This window comes from Nocardia brasiliensis ATCC 700358 (genome assembly GCF_000250675.2).
In the GTDB taxonomy this organism is placed as follows: domain Bacteria; phylum Actinomycetota; class Actinomycetes; order Mycobacteriales; family Mycobacteriaceae; genus Nocardia; species Nocardia brasiliensis_B.
The window spans coordinates 4,266,663-4,283,093 of record NC_018681.1 but is presented as its reverse complement, the minus strand read 5'-3'; the positions used below and the strand labels follow the sequence as shown (position 1 = coordinate 4,283,093).

At 67.8% G+C, this 16,431-nt stretch carries 14 protein-coding genes; 5 read left to right on the top strand and 9 right to left on the bottom strand.

What is annotated here, in order from left to right; all coding sequences use genetic code 11:
• Nucleotides 1-31: 31 nt before the first annotated feature.
• A complete protein-coding gene (locus O3I_RS19270) occupies nt 32-430 on the bottom strand; it encodes an STAS domain-containing protein (RefSeq protein ID WP_167829155.1) in 399 nt (132 codons plus the stop codon).
• Between the two features lie 362 nt (nt 431-792).
• On the opposite strand from O3I_RS19270, the gene O3I_RS19265 reads away from it, so the two are divergent.
• Entirely contained in the window at nt 793-2,136 is a 1,344-nt protein-coding gene (locus O3I_RS19265; protein ID WP_041562713.1) for an alpha/beta fold hydrolase, read from the top strand.
• Nucleotides 2,137-2,205: 69 nt separating this feature from the next.
• Here O3I_RS19265 and O3I_RS19260 read toward each other — a convergent pair whose 3' ends face one another.
• Both O3I_RS19260 and O3I_RS19255 read right to left on the bottom strand, forming a co-directional pair.
• Nucleotides 2,206-3,396 carry an alcohol dehydrogenase catalytic domain-containing protein gene (locus tag O3I_RS19260; protein ID WP_014984633.1) on the bottom strand — a complete coding sequence of 397 codons (1,191 nt, stop codon included), beginning with the start codon at nt 3,394-3,396 and terminating at the stop codon, nt 2,206-2,208.
• A gap of 98 nt (nt 3,397-3,494) precedes the next feature.
• A complete protein-coding gene (locus tag O3I_RS19255; RefSeq protein WP_014984632.1) occupies nt 3,495-4,106 on the bottom strand; it encodes a flavodoxin family protein in 612 nt (203 codons plus the stop codon).
• A gap of 163 nt (nt 4,107-4,269) precedes the next feature.
• Between O3I_RS19255 and O3I_RS19250 the strand changes: the two genes are divergently transcribed.
• Nucleotides 4,270-4,734, top strand: a complete 465-nt coding sequence (locus O3I_RS19250; RefSeq protein WP_041564026.1) for a CinA family protein — start codon at nt 4,270-4,272, stop codon at nt 4,732-4,734.
• 5 nt (nt 4,735-4,739) lie between these two features.
• Here O3I_RS19250 and O3I_RS19245 read toward each other — a convergent pair whose 3' ends face one another.
• The 3 genes from O3I_RS19245 to car all read right to left on the bottom strand — a co-directional run bounded on the left by O3I_RS19245 (nt 4,740) and on the right by car (nt 9,891).
• Nucleotides 4,740-5,672 (bottom strand): cytochrome c oxidase assembly protein, encoded by a 933-nt coding sequence (locus O3I_RS19245; protein ID WP_014984630.1) that lies wholly within the window; start codon nt 5,670-5,672, stop codon nt 4,740-4,742.
• A 177-nt stretch (nt 5,673-5,849) separates the two neighbouring features.
• Entirely contained in the window at nt 5,850-6,098 is a 249-nt protein-coding gene (locus O3I_RS19240; protein WP_014984629.1) for a hypothetical protein, read from the bottom strand.
• 295 nt (nt 6,099-6,393) lie between these two features.
• On the bottom strand, nt 6,394-9,891 hold the full coding sequence (gene car, locus O3I_RS19235) for a carboxylic acid reductase (RefSeq protein ID WP_014984628.1): 3,498 nt from the start codon (nt 9,889-9,891) through the stop codon (nt 6,394-6,396).
• A 235-nt stretch (nt 9,892-10,126) separates the two neighbouring features.
• Here car and O3I_RS19230 point away from each other — a divergent pair, with 235 nt between their 5' ends.
• The gene (locus O3I_RS19230) at nt 10,127-10,948 is read left to right on the top strand and encodes an LLM class F420-dependent oxidoreductase (RefSeq protein WP_014984627.1); all 822 of its coding nucleotides are present in this window, start codon (nt 10,127-10,129) and stop codon (nt 10,946-10,948) included.
• An 8-nt stretch (nt 10,949-10,956) separates the two neighbouring features.
• Here O3I_RS19230 and O3I_RS19225 read toward each other — a convergent pair whose 3' ends face one another.
• Complete coding sequence (locus O3I_RS19225) at nt 10,957-11,754, bottom strand: SAM-dependent methyltransferase (protein WP_014984626.1); 798 nt, start codon at nt 11,752-11,754, stop codon at nt 10,957-10,959.
• A 214-nt stretch (nt 11,755-11,968) separates the two neighbouring features.
• Nucleotides 11,969-12,832, bottom strand: a complete 864-nt coding sequence (locus O3I_RS19220; protein ID WP_014984625.1) for an alpha/beta fold hydrolase — start codon at nt 12,830-12,832, stop codon at nt 11,969-11,971.
• A gap of 101 nt (nt 12,833-12,933) precedes the next feature.
• Between O3I_RS19220 and O3I_RS19215 the strand changes: the two genes are divergently transcribed.
• Nucleotides 12,934-13,938 carry a hypothetical protein gene (locus O3I_RS19215; RefSeq protein ID WP_014984624.1) on the top strand — a complete coding sequence of 335 codons (1,005 nt, stop codon included), beginning with the start codon at nt 12,934-12,936 and terminating at the stop codon, nt 13,936-13,938.
• Between the two features lie 4 nt (nt 13,939-13,942).
• On the opposite strand, the gene O3I_RS19210 is transcribed toward O3I_RS19215, so the two are convergent.
• Nucleotides 13,943-14,731 (bottom strand): IclR family transcriptional regulator, encoded by a 789-nt coding sequence (locus O3I_RS19210; protein WP_014984623.1) that lies wholly within the window; start codon nt 14,729-14,731, stop codon nt 13,943-13,945.
• Nucleotides 14,732-14,858: 127 nt separating this feature from the next.
• Between O3I_RS19210 and O3I_RS19205 the strand changes: the two genes are divergently transcribed.
• Nucleotides 14,859-16,421 carry a bifunctional 3-(3-hydroxy-phenyl)propionate/3-hydroxycinnamic acid hydroxylase gene (locus O3I_RS19205; RefSeq protein WP_014984622.1) on the top strand — a complete coding sequence of 521 codons (1,563 nt, stop codon included), beginning with the start codon at nt 14,859-14,861 and terminating at the stop codon, nt 16,419-16,421.
• Nucleotides 16,422-16,431 lie beyond the last annotated feature (10 nt).

Here is a 16,431-nt window from a genome sequence, read left to right as displayed (position 1 = left end):
ACCACCGCGGCGTTCCGGGCCCGCCGCTTGCTCAGCTTTCCGAGACCGCGTCCAGCGCGCTGCCCAAGCGGGGATAGCACCTGATCCAGGCGGCGGCACCGGACAGGTCGAACGCCCGCTGCGTGGGCCGTGACGACACGACCGCGGCGAATTTCCGGTCGCCGTCCTCGGCTCGTTCGGCGGCGAGGATGAGCACGTCCACCCCGGCGAAGCCGAGGAAGGCGATCCGGCTGGTGTCCACCACCGTCGCGGGGAAGTGCTCACCGGCGCGCACGACCTGGTGTAGCAGGGGCGCGGTGGCGAGGTCGAGTTCGCCGATGACGGCCAGCACCCGGACGCCGGGCAGGGCGTCCACCCGGATGCGCAACTGGCCGCGGGCGTAATCGCGCGTTCTCGAATGCTGCGGATGCGACAACAGTCGACGAGACATGCGGGGTTGGCGCGGACTTAGTTGATTGGTCATGCTCAACGCTCCGGTTCACCGCCGAACGGACATATCGCCCAGCATGTTTCGGTGATAGGCCGGGCCGAGTGCGGCGACGCCGAGGGAGCCGTCTCGAGGCGGGGACTACCGTCGGCTCGTGTCTGAACCTCCTTGAAACGTACTCCACCCCGGCAGGCAGCGCCATTCCCCCCTGCTCTTCGACCGGCGTCCGCTTCGGTACCGGCGCACAACAAGAGGCGCCACGCCGTTGTGAAGGTTCGCAATTCTCACCGGGAGCGCCCGCCCGCGCGGCGGCCGGTGGCACGATCACAACTGGACGCATGCCCAGTTCAACCGGAGGTGCCACGGTGGCCAGATCAGCGCGTTCGACCACCGCGCGCCGAATCCGAGTCCAGGTGGTGACCGCCGCGGACGGCGGCAGGTTCCGCTTGACGCGGGTCGGGGCCGGACTCGGCACACCGGCGGTGCTGATACCCGGCATGTTCGACAACCGACGCTGCTACCTCCGGCCCGGCGGCGGATTCGCCGCCGCGCTCGCCGATACCGGATTCGATGTGTGGATCGTCGAACGCCGCGGCACCGGCGGCGTCGCGACCGCACCCGGCGCGCGGGCGGGCTGGTCGGAGACAGTTCGTTTCGATCTCCCTGCGGCGCAACGCATCATCGCGCAGACGGCGCCCGGCCCCGCCTGCTGGATCGCGCATTCGTTCGGCGGCGTGGCGCTCATGCGCGCCGTCGCGACGACACTGCGCGCGACACCGCCGGCCTGTCTCGTGTTGTTCAACTCCGCGGCCGACATCCCGCTGCTGGCCAACCGGGTGATCGCACGCTGGACATGCGCTCCGCGGTGGCGCGGCACTTTCCCGTCCCGGCTGCTGCGCCTCGGCCCGGAAGACGAGCCGGTCGCCGCGCTCCAGGACGCGATCGCCTGGGGCGCAGCGGATCGAGACCGCACGCTGTTCACCGAACATGCTGTAACCGGCGACAACGCGGTGCCCGTACTGGCCTTGGCCGGCCCCCGCGATATCGTCGCACCACCCGGTCGATGCGCGCGCTTCGCCGCGGCGCTGGGCGGTTCCGAGCACCGGGTACAACTGCTGGCGCGCCGCAACGGATTCCGTCGCGATCACACCCACGACTCCGCACTACTCGCCCCGGACGCGACACGAGACGTGTTCCCGTTCGTCATCGACTGGATCTCCTCGCATGTCGCACAACACCTTCCGGAGCCGCGCAGTACGCATTCGGTGTCCCGGCGACTCCGAATGCACTACACGGGTACCTTGCCCGCAAGCCCGGAGCGGGTTTTCGAGATCCTCACCCGGGAGTGGGCCGCGCTGTGGCCCGCCACCCAGCGACGGGTCCGCGACGGGTGCGGCGATCGGGACGGGTTAAGCGCGGTCCGCGCGCAACGAGTCGCCGGGCTCTGGCCGATCCGCGAGGAAATCGTTACGCACCAACCACCTCGGCTGATCGAGTACCGCACCGTCCGCGGCCCCATCCGCGGGCACCACGGCCGGATCGAGCTGACCGCGGTCCGCGGGGGCACCGAACTCGACTACCGGATCTGGTTCGACACCGCATTCCCGCTGCCGAGCGCCCTGCTGGCCCGGGCACTCGAGCTGATCTGGCGCCGATGGAGTCTGCCGGCACTGATCGCACGCTGCGAGCGAGCGGGCGGTACGCGCTGACGCACGAGCGGACGGAACGAGTCCGGGTCGGCGGCGGCCCGGTCCGCGGCCTCACCCCTCCTCGCGCGCTCACTCTCGGCCGGGTGTCAGTACGACCTTCACCATACCGTCGGACTTCTGCTGGAACCGAGCGTAGGCGTCCGGTGCGTCGGACAGCGGGAGGTGGTGCGTCGCAAACGAATCAACGCCAAGGGGGTCGGCGTCGTGCAGCAGCGGGAGAATGTCGTCCACCCATCGCTTCACGTTGGCTTGGCCCATGCGCAGTTGGATCTGCTTGTCGAACAGCACCCGCATCGGCAGTGGATCCACCATGCCGCCGTACACGCCGATCAGCGAGATGGTCCCGCCGCGGCGCACGATGTCGATCGCGCTGTACAGAGCCGCCAGCCGATCGACGCCCGCGGTGTCGTTGACCTTCTCGGCGAGCGCGTCCGGCAGCAGCGCGGCCGCCTTCTGCGCCATCGAGGTGACCGGCGAGCCGTGCGCTTCCATGCCGACGGCATCGATCACCGAATCGGTGCCGCGTCCCGCGGTCTTCTCCCGCACCATATCGGCGAGGTGCCGCCCGGCCACCTGGAGATCGATGGTTTCGATGCCGCGCCGCGCGACCCGGTCCAGGCGCTCCGGCACCAGGTCGACGCCGATCACCCGGAATCCGCGCTGCGCCGCGATCCGGCAGGCCATGTCGCCGATCGGCCCGAGCCCGAGCACGGTCACCGACCCGCCCTCCGGGATTGCGGCGTACTCGACCGCCTGCCAGGCGGTCGGCAGCACATCCGACAGGTAGAGGAAGCGATCGTCGGGCGGACCGGTCGGGACCTTGACGTGGGTGAATTCGGCATGCGGCACCCGCAGATACTCGGCCTGCCCACCGGGCACCTGGCCGTACAGCTTCGAATAGCCGAAAAGCGCCGCGCCGCTACCACGTTCACGGACCTGAGTGGTCTCGCACTGGGTGGTCAAGCCTTGGTCGCACATGAAGCAGTGGCCGCAGCTGATCTGGAACGGCACCACCACCCGATCGCCTTTCGCCAGGTTCGTGACCCCGGCCCCGGTTTCCTCGACGATGCCGATCGGCTCGTGCCCCAGCACATCTCCCTCACTCATGTACGCGCCGAGGACTTCGTAGAGGTGCAGGTCCGAGCCGCAGATCCCGGACGACGTCACCCGGATGATCGCGTCGGTCGGTTGCTCGATCCGCGGGTCGGGTACCTCTTCCACCCCGACCTTGCGCTTGCCCTGCCACGTCACTGCTTTCATCACTGCTCCTTCATCGAATTCTCGCCCGCACCAGCGCTACTCCGGATCTCCCGTCGAAACTTGGACGGTCGCAGCGCCTTCAGGGCACAAGCGCAGGCCTATTCGTAGGCCGGGTAGTTCTCGGCGTTCAGCACCCGCGCGAGGTGGGCGGCGTTGCGCGCCATGGCTTTCGTGGCCGAAGCGGTCGAGTCCGGGACTGCGTCGAGATCCTGATAGTCGGTGCCGCCCATGGCTTCGCCGTTCCAGTACGTGCACCCCTGCGCCGGGATGGAAAAGCCGATGTCGTTGAGCCCCTGGAACAGGTCGGCCACGATCTTGTGTGCGCCGTCCTCGTTGCCCACCACGGCGGCGACGGCGACCTTGCCCACCATGGACGGCCGTCCAGCATCGTCGGTTTCGGACAGTTCCGCGTCGAGGCGCTCGAGTACACGCTGCGCGACCGAGGACATGTGGCCCACCCACGTCGGGGTCGAGACCAGCAGGATGTCCGCCGCCGCGATGCGGGCGCGGATCGTCGGCCACTGATCGCCGGAGCCTTCGTCGGCACGCACACCGGGATGCACGTCGTAATCCACTACCCGCAGGATCTCGCCTTTGACGTCGTGCTCCGCCAGCGCGTCGAGCGCGTGCCGGGCGATGAGTTCGCTGCTGGACGCGGCGGGCGATTTCTGCAAGGTGCAGACCAACGCGACGGCGGTGGGAGCGGTCATGATCTTCGTCCTCCTGTGCGGGCCGGGAATCGAACTGCCTGGACGGGGTGCGGCGCACGGACGCCTGTCCACCGCATACCCGAGGACCGCGGCGCAAACATCGCCGAACTCCCCGGTCCTGCCGCGCGCCCGCTACCGCACGGGCGACTGGTATGAAGAAGCGATGGGGATCAGTAACCTCGCCGAGCAGATCGCCGCTGCCGCGCAGCGCACCGGTCGCACCGTCGCGGTCGCGGAATCGCTGACCGCCGGTCGACTCGCCGCCGCCTTGGGCGCGGCCCCCAGCGCGGGCAGCTGGTTCCACGGCGGTGTGGTCGCCTACTCGCGCTTCGTCAAACACAGCGTGCTCGATGTGCCCGAGGGGCCGGTGGTGTCGCAGGTCGCGGCCGAGTCGATGGCACGCACGGTACGCAAGCTGACCGGCGCGACGATCGCCTGCGCGGTCACCGGCGCGGGCGGGCCCGACCCGCAGGACGACCAACCTCCGGGCACGGTCTGGTTCGCTGTCGCGACCGAGGATTCGACCACGACCGAGCGCCGGCATTTTGCGGGCGATCCCGCCGCGGTGCTCGACCAGACGATCACGCACGCCCTCGAACTGGTGCTCGACGCCCTACCCGCGCAGTAGCCGTCCTACTTCCGCAGCTGGGCCAGATAGTCGTTGTAGGCGCGCAACTCGGTGTCGGCACTGCGGTTCGCGCGTTCCCGCGCGGCCGCCGAGCGTTCCTCGTCACGCCGCCAGCGGATCGCGAAGACCACGACGATCAGGAACGCGACAGGTTCGCCATAGGACCAGGCCAAGGCACCGGCGAGCTGCTGGTCCGACATCGGGTCCACGTTCCACGACGCGGGTGGGTGCGCGAACCGTTCGATCATCGGCGTGGTCGCCATCATGATGATCACGCCGAAGAAGGCGTGCAGCGGCATCTCCAGGAAGAGGTCGAAGAATCGGCCGATGTTCGTCTGCCGCACCGGCAACGGGCCCACGGACAGCACCGGAACGATGAACAGGATGCCCGACGCGAGGAAGAACACCTCGAGTCCCAGATGGCCCGCCGTCGTCCCGCCGACGGTGTCCACCAGGGACGTCAGGTACACGCCGTAATAGCTGAACAAGAACAACGCGATGGTGCACGCATGGCTGAGCAGAATGCGCGCGGCCCGGCTGCGCAGACCGGCGAGCGCCGCACGCAGGACGAACCGGCCGATGCCGTGATGCGGGGTCGCGCGCAAGAGCAGCACACCGGGCGAACCGAGCACGAGCAGCGGCGGGATCGCGATCGAGAGCGTGAGGTGCTGGAACATCCACGCACTGAACAGCCGATATCCGTAACCCTCCACCGCGAGCCCGGTGACCCCGAGCAGCAGCACGCAACCGCCGAGAAAGCAGGCCGTCCGCCACCACGGCCAGACCCGCCCGATCCGGCGTAGCTGCCGCACGCCGAGCAGATAGACCACAGCGGCCACGACGGCGACCGCGGGCAGCAGTGGTACCGGCTGCGGCGCCCACCCCAGCATGGCGCCGATCGACGGCGGCGCCTCGGGCACATTCGCCACGAAACTCATTGCTGACCGGCGCGTCTCGTACGCACCACCGAGCAGGCCACCAAACAGCGCGATTCATATTCACACATAGGCATCAGACGATATATAAAGGAGGCTTCTCATGGCAGCCCCACCGTCGCCGATAGTGACGTGGATCGCACTCGCACGCGCCGACTCTTGCCGATTTTCCGGCAGGAATCACGAGCAGTCGGCCTCGCGGGCCGGAAGTGGCTTCAGGATCGGGAGGTCCGAGTCCGGGATATCGAGTTCGGCCGGCGAAACGAAATAGGCGTCGATTTCGCGCACATAGTCCCCGATGTCGTCTTGGCCGCCACAGAAAAACCCGCTGCCTGCCGTCAGCGATCCGTCGGCGGCCAATCGGTGTAACCGAATTCGGATCTCGTGCAGCAGGGCCGCGGTGTCCGGGCCGATTTCATGCTCGAACAAGGAATGCTCGACGCGGGGCGGCGGCCGATCGAACCGGACCAGGAATCTTCGCAGGCCAGCGGTAAGACCCGACCGAAACGGCCGTCGTCGTGCATCCATCGGTACCTCACGCGTCCCGGCGCCGACCCGGCCGAGGAACTGTGGCCGAGTCGGGCTGGAACTCACCGTAACCGCACGAGCACTACCCGGAATATCGGTTGATCGATGGACTCGGATCAACCAAATTAGTTCGGCGAGCGAAGAATACGAGTGGGGTGCGGCCGCCGGCCACACCCCACTCCGTTCCTCGAGCGCGTCAGAGCAGGCCGAGGTGCTCCAGGTTGGTGATGTATTTCAGAATGGTCGACTCGGTGAGGTGTGGGATGTCTTTGTCCGGGCCGATATTCGCGTCCTGCACCGCGGCGCGGAAGCGGTCGGCCGGGGCGACGCTGCCCTCGACCGGCGGCTGCGGATGCGCGTAACTGTGCAACAGCGGCAGCAAGGAATGCTTACGCTGCTGTTCGGGCAGCGCACGCAGTTTCGTGCCGAACTGCTCGAGCCACGTCTGATAGTCCGCGACCCGGGCGATCGGATAGCCGGCCGCGACCAACCAGTCGACGAATTCGTCGAGCCCGATGCCGTCATGGTGCGGATTCATCACGTGGTAGGTCGAGAAGCCCTCGCGCACACCCAGTTCGGTGACCGCCTCGGCGATGAAGTCGACCGGTAGCCCGTCGTAGTGCGCGCGCTGCCGCTGCCCGGCGGCGTCGGTCTGGTAGAACGAGCCGGGCGCGACGCCGGTGGCCACCAGGCTGAGCATCAACCGGGTGAACATGTCGGGCACGTTCAACTGGCCGACGTAGCTGCCGTCCACCATGATCATGTCGCATCGGAACACGCTGACCGGCAACCCGTATCGCTCGTTCGCCTCGCGCAACAGCACCTCCCCCGCCCATTTGCTGTTGCCGTAACCGTTGGCGTAGCGCTCATCGACCGACCGGGTCGCGCTCATCGTGCGGACATCGGCGTCCTCGACGAACTGCCCGGCCGCGATCTGATCGCCGACGCCGACGGTGGAGATGTAGTCGAAGATCTTCTGTTTTCCGGTGAGCGCCAACCGGATCAGCTCGGCCGTGCCCACCACGTTCGGCCCGAACAGCTGGCTGTAGGGCAGCACGTGATTGACCAGCGCGGCGCAGTCCACGATCAGGTCCACGCGCTCGGCCAGCCGCTGCCAGGTGGCGCGGTCCAGCCCGAGATCGAGGTCACCCTTGTCGCCCGCCACCACTTCCAGGTGCCGCTCGGCCAGCCGCTGGTAGTGCGTGCGCAACTGTGGGTCGCCGCTGTCGAACACCTCGTCCAGGCGCTTGCGGGCGGCCGCGTCGTCGGTCGCGCGGACCAGGCAGATCAGCGTGCCGTCCACCGGGCCGAGCCGTTCCAGCAGGGCCAGCGCGAGGAACCGGCCGAGGAAGCCGGTGGCGCCGGTGAGCAGCACGGTGCGCACCGCATAGTTCGGCGCGGGCAGGGTGGCAGCTCCGTCGAGCGTCGCGGTGTCCAGGAACTTCTCCAGGGTGAGGTCGGCGGCGCGCACCTCGGTCGCCTCCGGTCCGTGCACGCTCGCGAACGTCGGCCGCGTCGCCTGCGCACCGGACTCCAGGAAGGCGGCCAGGGCGCGCAGATCGGTCGCCGGACTGACGATCACGCCGACCGGCACCTCGACGCCGAGGATGTCGTGCAGCGCGTTGCCGAAGGTCAACGCCGACAACGAGTCTCCGCCGAGCTCGGTGAAATGCGCCGCCGGGTGCACGTCGGCGGCGGCGATGCCGAGCAGCGCGGCGGCCACCCTGCTGACGGTCTCGAGCACCGGCCGGTCGGCCGCGCCCGTGCGCAGCGCGCGCAACTCCTCGGCCTGCCCGTCGGACAGCCGCTGATAGAGCTGCTCGAGCAGCTCGCCGTAGCGTTGCCGCAGCTTCGGCCGTGCGAGCTTGCGGATACCGGTGAGCAGGCCGTTCTCGACGGTGAACGGCGTTGTCTCGACCAGGAAGTCACGCGGGATCTCGTAGGACTGCAAACCGGCTTCGGCGGCGACCGCACGCAACGCCTCGGTGAGCAGCGGGCCCGCCGCCTCGATATCGCCGGAAACCCGTTCCAGCACTGCCTCGTCCGGGACGATCACAGCCAAAAGGTAAGGGCGGGAGCTATTGCCGTAGATGTAGATCTGCTGGATCAGCGGACTGGCACCGAAGGCCGCCTCCAGCTTCGACACCGTGACGAACTCGCCCTGCGACAGTTTGAGCACATTGTTGCGCCGGTCCAGATAGCGCAACTCGTCGGGCTGCACCTCGGCGACGATATCGCCGGTCCGGTAGTAGCCGTCCGGATCGAACACCTCCGCCGTCACCTCTGGCCGGCGGTAGTAGCCGGGAAAGATGTTCTGTGTCTTCACGAGCAGCTCACCGCGCGGGTGCGGGCGGTCGGTGCTGTAGTAGCCGAGTTCAGGGACGTCGGCCAGCTTGTAGTCCAGCACCGGCGGCCGCGCCACCTTGCCGTCGACCGTGATGCCACCGGCCTCGGTGGAGCCGTACCCGTCCGGTAGGTGGAAACCCAGTAGTGCGTCGACGAATTCGCGCACCTCGACCGAGATCGGCGCGGACCCGGTCACCGCGCCCAGCGCGCGCCCGCCGAGCAGGTCACGGCGCAGCTCCGCGAGCAGCTCGGGTGCCCGCTCGGACCGCTCGTCGGTGCCGATGCCGTCGAGTGCCCGCTGGTACTCCTGGTAGAGCAGATCCCACACCCGCGGCACGAATTGCAGCTGCGTCGGCCGGACCAGCGCGAGATCCTCCAAGAAGGTCGAAAGGTCACTGCTGGCAGCGAAATACGCGATACCGCCGCGGGCCAGCGTGCCGTACAGCGTGTACCGGCCCATGAGATGGCTCATCGGCATGAAGTTCAGCGTGATCCACGGTCCGGCCGCGTACGGGCCCTCCCCCAGGCCGAATTTGCCCTGCCACAGGTTCGCGACCAATCGCTCCGAATACATTGCGCCCTTGGGCGTTCCGGTACTGCCGGAGGTGTAGATCAGCAGCACGATGCGCTCGCTGTCCGCCGCGTCCGGCACGACCACGCCGGCCTTCCCGCTATCGGCAAGTTCGGCAAGCGTTTTCAGCGCCACCCCGGTCCCGGCGAGGCGCGCGGCGGCCGCCTCGTACGCTTCGCGATGGGCGTCCACCTCCGCCCGGTGGTCCAGCACCACGATCAGCCCCGGCCGGTGCTCGCCGTCCGCGAGATCGAGCGCCTCCGCGAGCTGGTCGACGCCCGCCGCGAGGACGCGCGGTTGCGTCTCGGCCAGGATCGGGCGCAGTTGCGCCGCAGGCGCATTCGACTGCATCGGCACGGCGACCGCGCCCGCCAGCGTCGCCGCGAGGTCGAGCACGGTGTATTCGACGCTGGTGAAACCGAGCATCGCCACGTGCTCGCCGGGACGCACCCAGCCGCCGTCCGCCGCCTCGCCGCGCAGTCCGGCGGCCACCGCCGCCACCTGCTGCCCGAGTTCGGCGTAGGTCATCGTTTCGTATTCCGGCAGCACATGCAGCGTCGTGCGGCCGGTCACCGGATCGGCGACCAGGCGGGTGGCGCGGGCGCCGACCGCCGGGCGGTCACCGTAGGCGGCGAACACGATGCGGATCAGTTCCGCGAGCCCTACCGCAGGATCTTGAATTCGGGCGTTGACTGCCGGATCGGGCAGCGCACCCGCGAGCACCTCGTCCGTGGCGGACAGGTCGTCGATTCGTCGAGCTACCTCTACATCTGTCATCACATGTCTCCCTGACCAGCGGTTTGGCAAAGCAGCAATGTCTTTAGTTCTGGTAACTATCTACCTGGGACAGGTTACTCCCCCGCTGCCCAACTGAGAAGACGCTCGTCGCGCCGGGTGCAACAGCGCGCAACGCGAACACACATCCGACCGCATCGATCAAGGATTGAACTCGAGCAGCGCCGAAGTCGGCCGCGCCGGAATTTCTGCCGGATCCCGGGAGTTGCATGCGGGCATGCAGATTGGGATCATCACTTTTCTCACCGACGAAGGCATCAGCGGTAAGGCATTAGGTCCCGCGCTGGAGGATCGCGGCTTCGAATCCCTGTTCCTGGCCGAGCATTCGCACATCCCGGCGAGCAGGAAGACACCGTATCCGATGGGCGGCGACCTGCCCCGCCGCTACTACCGCACGCTCGATCCGTTCGTCGCGCTCAGCGCCGTCGCCGCGGTGACCGAGCGATTGATCCTGGGCACCAGCGTAACCCTGCTGATCCAGCGCGACGTCATCCACACGGCCAAGGAGGTGGCGAGCCTGGACCTGATCTCCGGCGGGCGCGTCGTCTTCGGCGTCGGCGTCGGCTGGAATCGCGAGGAAATGGCCGACCACGGCACCGACCCGCGCACCCGCGGCGCATTGCTGGACGAGCAGCTCGAGGCGATCCGCGCGATCTGGACCGAGGAACTCGCCGAATACCACGGCCGTTTCATCGATTTCGATCCGATGTACTCGTGGCCGAAGCCGGTGCAGCGGCCGCACCCGCCGATCTTCGTCGGCGGCGAGACGGCCGCACTCGAGCGCGCCATCCGGCACGGCGTGGGCTGGGTGCCCAATGGCGCGGCCACGGCGGCCGAGGTCGCCGCGCAACTGGCGCCGTTCGCCGGGAACGACCTGCCCGTCATGGTCGCGCCGACGCTCCCCGACCCGGCGATCCTGGACGCCTACGCCGAGGCCGGGGTGCAACGGGTGGCGCTGTCGCTGGCGCCGCTGCCGGACGCGGACGCGCTACGCAAACTGGACAGCTTGGTCCCGTTGGTCGAGCGCTACCACGGCTGACCCGTCGCTCAGGGCTTGCGAGCCACCGCGCCGTACGCGGAGATGGGCCGGGTTTCGCCGACCTGCGTATCACCGGAGCGCCACTCGGTGATCGAGACGAAACCCGGCTCGACCAGTTCCAGATCGTCGAAGACCGCGCGGATCTGGGCTTGCGGCCGCGGCACGTAGGGCACGCCGCCGCTGTTGGTGTAGTTCTCGCACAGCGTGACGTAGGCCTTGCTGTCGTCGGTCCCGTCCCACAGGATCAGGTAGCTGCCCGACGGCACCGCGTCCACCACGGTGCGCACGATGCGCAGCATGTCCTCATAGGTCTTGGCGTGGCCGAGCACACCCATGAACATGACGCCGATCGGCTTGTCGAAATTCAGCACGTTGCGAGCGTCGGCGATGATCTGCTCGGGGTCGTGGTAATCGCAATCGACGTAGGTGGTGACACCTTCGTTGGTGGTGCTGTTGAGCAACGCCCTGGCATAGGTCAGCACCAGCGGATCGTTGTCCACGTACACGATTTTCGACTCGGGGGCGATCCCCTGCGCCACCTCGTGGGTGTTCTGCATCGTCGGCAGGCCGGTGCCGATATCGAGGAACTGACGCACGCCCGCTTCCTGCGCCAGATAGGTCACCGCACGGATCAGGAATTGGCGCGACTGCACCGCCATGGTGCTGATGTCCGGATCGACCTGCAGGCTGGCTTCACCCACGACTCTGTCGACTTCGTAGTTGTCCTTGCCGCCCATCCAGTAGTTCCAGATGCGCGCGGAATGCGGGATGTCGGTCCGGATCTGCGGGGTAAGGTTCTCGGACATGGTTTTTCGGCTCCTCAGCGAACGCGAACAGCGGGGCACCGCCGACCAGCGACGGCAGGGTATTGACAGGTTGCATCCGATCTGCCAGTGACAGTACAAGCTTCAACCTCGCCAAGGGTCAAGTTAGCGAAGAGCTGTCCGAGATCGTAACCGGCCGTCCATATACGGCGTACGGTCTCGCCGATCTCGCGCACCCGGCCGATTCGCCCGATCGTCAGGTTTGTCCGGGATGCCGGGAAAGGAACTGTCCGACAAGGGCATTCACCACATCGGGAACTTCGGCGGCAGCCAGGTGCGCGGCATCGTCGAGGACGACCAGTTCGGCGGCCGGGATCGCGCGGGCCATGGTCTCGAGTTCGGCCAGCGGAAAAGTTTTGTCTTCCCGGCCGGCCACGACAAGCGCCGGACAGGCGATGGCAGCGAACAGTTTTCGCTGGTCAGGCCTGCGCAGCACTACCGAGCGGACCGCGTACGAGGCGGAGGCCACCTCGTTGCGCTGGGCGGTGGCGAGCACCTGGCGCACCGCGTCGGGTCGCGTCGCGCGGCTCGTCGGGCCGAGGAAGGCGCGTAGCACTCCACGGGTCAGCGGCGGCCTGATCCCCCGCAGCAGTCGCGCGAGCACCAGCAGCGCACTGAATTCCAGCCGCTGCCGCAGCGGCGCCACGGAAGCGGTGCCGTTCATCAAGACCACGCTGTGCACCCGATCGGGATAGGTCGCCGAGAATGTGCCGCCGACCATCGCCCCCCACGAATTCCCGACGAAATGCGCCCGCCCCACCTCCAACCGATCGAGCACCGCCACCACACACCGCGCACATTCGGCAAAGGTGAACACCCGAGTCAGCGGCGCCGACCGCCCGTGCCCCGGCGGATCGATCGCAATGGTGCGATACCCCGCAGCGAAATGCGCAACCTGCGGCTCCCACAACCCCGCATCCATCAACAGACTCGGCCAGAACACGATCCCCTCCCCCTCCCCCGCAACCGAAACATGCAGCTCCCCCAACTCGGTGGGCACGAAGACATGAGTGGGGTCCACGGAATTCACCGTATCGACGGCGTACCTGATGTACGCCATTCGAAGGACACCGGCCGGAGTCGAACCTCGGTACGGTCGGGCAAAGCAGCGACGGTCCCGGCGGGGCCACCTAGCCTGGGCCACTGCCGGAGGGCGCGTACATGGCAGATTCTGTTGAACATCAATTCCTTTCCCAGCGGGTGGTCGACGTGCTGAGCGACATGGCGAAATCCCGCCTCTATTCCTACACCGAGGCCGAACGACGCAAGTTCGACTTCGCCTGCGAGCTCCAACGGGATTGGTCCCGCCCCCTCGTCGGCCAGACCCTGTGGAGTCATCACTCCGGAATAGACAAAGATCTGCGCACCATGCTGCTCGACACCGAAGCGGAGATCTGCGTCTACGTGGCCAAAGATACCGTGCACCATCGCCGGTTGTTGTCCGAGGCGATGCGCGACTACCGGACGAGCGGCCTGCCTTTCGCGCCCCATCGGTTACGGGTGTTCTGGATACCGCCCGACTTCGATGCCGATGACGACGAGCAGCGCCGGATAGTCGGCGACGTGTTGACCGACAATGTCGTTCGCGATGTGCTCATGAATGTCGTCTTCGGCAATCTCACCGCCGAGGATGTGCGTTTCTTCGTCCGCACCGGCGGTCTGGCCGGGCTCCACGTCGCGGTGCTCGTCTCGATTTCGACCGCGCTCGAACCTTATCGACGTCCCGGCGATATCGGCGAACAACTAGGCGTCTCGCCCGGCGCGATCCGTGAACGCTTGCTGCGCCTACTGGGGTGCGGCTTTCTCACGCAATTCGGCGGTGGTGCGACACGCACTCAGGCGACGCTGAAAGGCCGGGTCTTTCTCGACCTGTGCGCCCAACTCTGGCGGCAGCATCAGACCGGCACTCTGGATGCCGAGATGACGCACATCCTCCGGCTGCTCGACCTGCGGTACGACCTCGAGGCGATCGAAGAATCAGCGCGCACACTGCATTTGGCAGGCCCGTTGCTCACCGAGGTCCCGAAGATGGCCGCTGGCCGGCTGATTGCCACGATCGCGGCGGCGGTCGAGCGCTGGGGCATCGATTTCGAAACCATAGAACACGTGGTGCCCCAGCACAGTGTGAAGTTGCCCGCGTGGTGGCCGGACAATCCGGCCGAATAACCGGTCAGCCGTTGAGGTTTGCGGTGATCTCGGCTGCGGCGGCGAGGACGGCGACGGCGAGGTCCGGGACGCGGGTGTCGGGGACGCGGGTGGAGAGGGCGGCGATGCTTACCGCGGCGACCACGTCGCCGTCGGCGCCGTGCACGGGGGCGGCGATGCCGAGCACGTCGGGGTCCAGTTCGCCGCGGCTCACGGCATAGCCCTGCTCGCGGGTCTGTTGCAGGCGAGCGAGCAGCGCGCGCTTGGTCACCGGGGTGCGTGCGGTGAAGCCTTCCAGGTGGGTGGTGTCGAGGATGTCGTCGACCGCGGCGTCGGATAGCCAGCTCAACAGGCTGAACGCGGACGCTCCCGCGTTGATGGGCAGGATCTCGCCACGCTCATAGGTAATTCGCACAGCCCGGCTGCCACTGTCTTCCCGCTCCAGACAGATGACGCGGTCACCGGTGAGCCGGGTGAGCAGGACGGTTTCTCCCACGGTGGTCGCGAGGCGGCGCATGATCGGCCGGGCGATCTCGGAGAGGCCGAAACCGCGACGAGCCAGGCGCGCCAGCTCCATCACCCGGGATCCCAGGCGGTAGCCACTGCCGTCGGCGTCCTCCAGGAATCCGGTCTGGGTGAGGCTCTGCAGATACCGGTAGGCGGTGGAGCGGCCCACCGCGAGATTGGCGGCCACCTCGGCCGCCGTCAACACCAGATGCCGCTCGTCGAACATCAGCAGGATGTCGAGCGCGCGGTCCGCGGTGGTATTGCGCTCGCGGTACCCGCTGTTGGATGTAGATATATGTCCCGCCATGTAGGACATTCTAGGGTTCCAGTCTGGAACCTTGGCCGAATTCGTCCCGTTTCTCAGGACTTCGGTCCCTATATCCGGGACGCGCACTTAGAGTGGACTCGAGCAGTCTTCCGGAAGGAGCGTTCGAGTGCAGGGTGGGGTGATCGAAAGCGATGTCGTGATCGTCGGCGCGGGCCCGGTGGGCATGACCGCGGCGGCACTGCTCGCGGCCCGCGGCGTGCGGGTCCAGGTGCTCGAGCGGAACACCGAGACCAGTGACGCACCGAAGGCGATCAGCATCGACGACGAGGCGTTGCGGGCCTACCAGTGGGCCGGTCTGGCCGAGCGGCTGCTGCGAATCATGGTGCCCGGCACCGGTACTCGCTATTACGACAGCCACGGCAGCCCATTGTTCCACGCCCGCGCCGAGCAACCCCGGCGCTTCGGCTATCCGTTCAAGAACCCGTTCGCCCAGCCGGACCTGGAACGCGAACTGGCACAGCACCTTCGACAGCAACCAACGGTACGGCTGCGCATGGGCACCGAGCTGACCGATCTGATTCCGGACGACGACGGCGTCACCATCCGTTGCGGCACACTGCGACTGCGGGCCCGCTACGTCCTGGGCTGCGACGGTGGCCGCTCGACGGTGCGCGACCGGCTCGGCATCGGCATGCGCGGCCACAGCCATCCGGAGACCTGGCTGGTCGCCGATGTGCTCGGCGATCGGCACGATCAGCGGTACGGGATGCATCACGCCGATCCCGCGCGCCCGCACGTCATCATCCCCGGCAGCGGCGGCCGCTGCCGGTACGAATTCCTGCTGCATCCCGGCGAAGCCGAACTGCCGGAGCTGGAACTCGTGCACCGGCTGCTCGCGCCGTACCGCGAGATCACCGACGACCAGGTGGAGCGCGTGGTGACCTACCGGTTCCACAGCCTGGTCGCGGATCGGTGGCGCATCGGCCGGGTGTTCCTGCTCGGCGACGCCGCGCACATGATGCCCCCGTTCGCGGGCCAGGGCTTGAATTCGGGCATCCGGGACGCGGCGAACCTCACCTGGAAGATCGCCGACGTGCTGTCCGGCCGGCTGACCGACGCCGCGCTGGATTCCTATGAGAGCGAACGTAAACCACACGCCCTCGCCACCGTCGCTCTCTCGGAGCGGATGCGGCGGGTGGTGATGACGACCGATGCCAGGCTGGCCCGGCGGCGCGACGACTACCTGCGCCGCGCGGTCTCGACACCGCATGGCAAAGCGTTTTTCGAGGGGATGCGCTACCGGCCCGCCCAGGTCTATTCGACAGGTTTGATCGCGGCCGCGACCGCGCCCGTCGGAATCGCGATCGGACAGCCGGTGGTCTTCGAGGCGGGCACCGGCCGGATGCGGCTGCTCGACGAAATCCTCGGTCTCGGTTGGGCGCTGCTCGGCGTCGGCGGCGACGCGGCGGTCCTCGCGGCCGAGATGCGCCACGCACAATCGTTCGCGCCGGTGGTGCTACATGTCCCGATCGATGACCGGATGCCTTCGTGCGCACCGGGTATCGGCTCGATCGTCGACCTCGACGGCCGGCTCGCCGCCGACCTGGCCGCGTATCGCGGGCACAGTGTGCTGCTGCGCCCGGACCGGTTCGTCGCCGCCGCCTGGCAACCGGGCCGTGCCCCGGCCCTGACCACGGCGCTGTGCGCCGCCGACCCCGTTCCCGCATGAGTACGGAGGC

Excerpts from the sequence above, each read along its gene's own strand:
- car (WP_014984628.1), bottom strand. The coding sequence starts at position 9,891 with ATGACAGATGTAGAGGTAGCTCGACGAATCGACGACCTGTCCGCCACG.
- O3I_RS19215 (WP_014984624.1), top strand. The coding sequence starts at position 12,934 with ATGGCAGATTCTGTTGAACATCAATTCCTTTCCCAGCGGGTGGTCGAC.
- O3I_RS19210 (WP_014984623.1), bottom strand. The coding sequence starts at position 14,731 with ATGGCGGGACATATATCTACATCCAACAGCGGGTACCGCGAGCGCAAT.
- O3I_RS19230 (WP_014984627.1), top strand. The coding sequence starts at position 10,127 with ATGCAGATTGGGATCATCACTTTTCTCACCGACGAAGGCATCAGCGGT.
- O3I_RS19255 (WP_014984632.1), bottom strand. The coding sequence starts at position 4,106 with ATGACCGCTCCCACCGCCGTCGCGTTGGTCTGCACCTTGCAGAAATCG.
- O3I_RS19270 (WP_167829155.1), bottom strand. The coding sequence starts at position 430 with ATGTCTCGTCGACTGTTGTCGCATCCGCAGCATTCGAGAACGCGCGAT.
- O3I_RS19225 (WP_014984626.1), bottom strand. The coding sequence starts at position 11,754 with ATGTCCGAGAACCTTACCCCGCAGATCCGGACCGACATCCCGCATTCC.
- O3I_RS19260 (WP_014984633.1), bottom strand. The coding sequence starts at position 3,396 with ATGAAAGCAGTGACGTGGCAGGGCAAGCGCAAGGTCGGGGTGGAAGAG.
- O3I_RS19245 (WP_014984630.1), bottom strand. The coding sequence starts at position 5,672 with ATGAGTTTCGTGGCGAATGTGCCCGAGGCGCCGCCGTCGATCGGCGCC.
- O3I_RS19250 (WP_041564026.1), top strand. The coding sequence starts at position 4,270 with ATGGGGATCAGTAACCTCGCCGAGCAGATCGCCGCTGCCGCGCAGCGC.
- O3I_RS19220 (WP_014984625.1), bottom strand. The coding sequence starts at position 12,832 with ATGGCGTACATCAGGTACGCCGTCGATACGGTGAATTCCGTGGACCCC.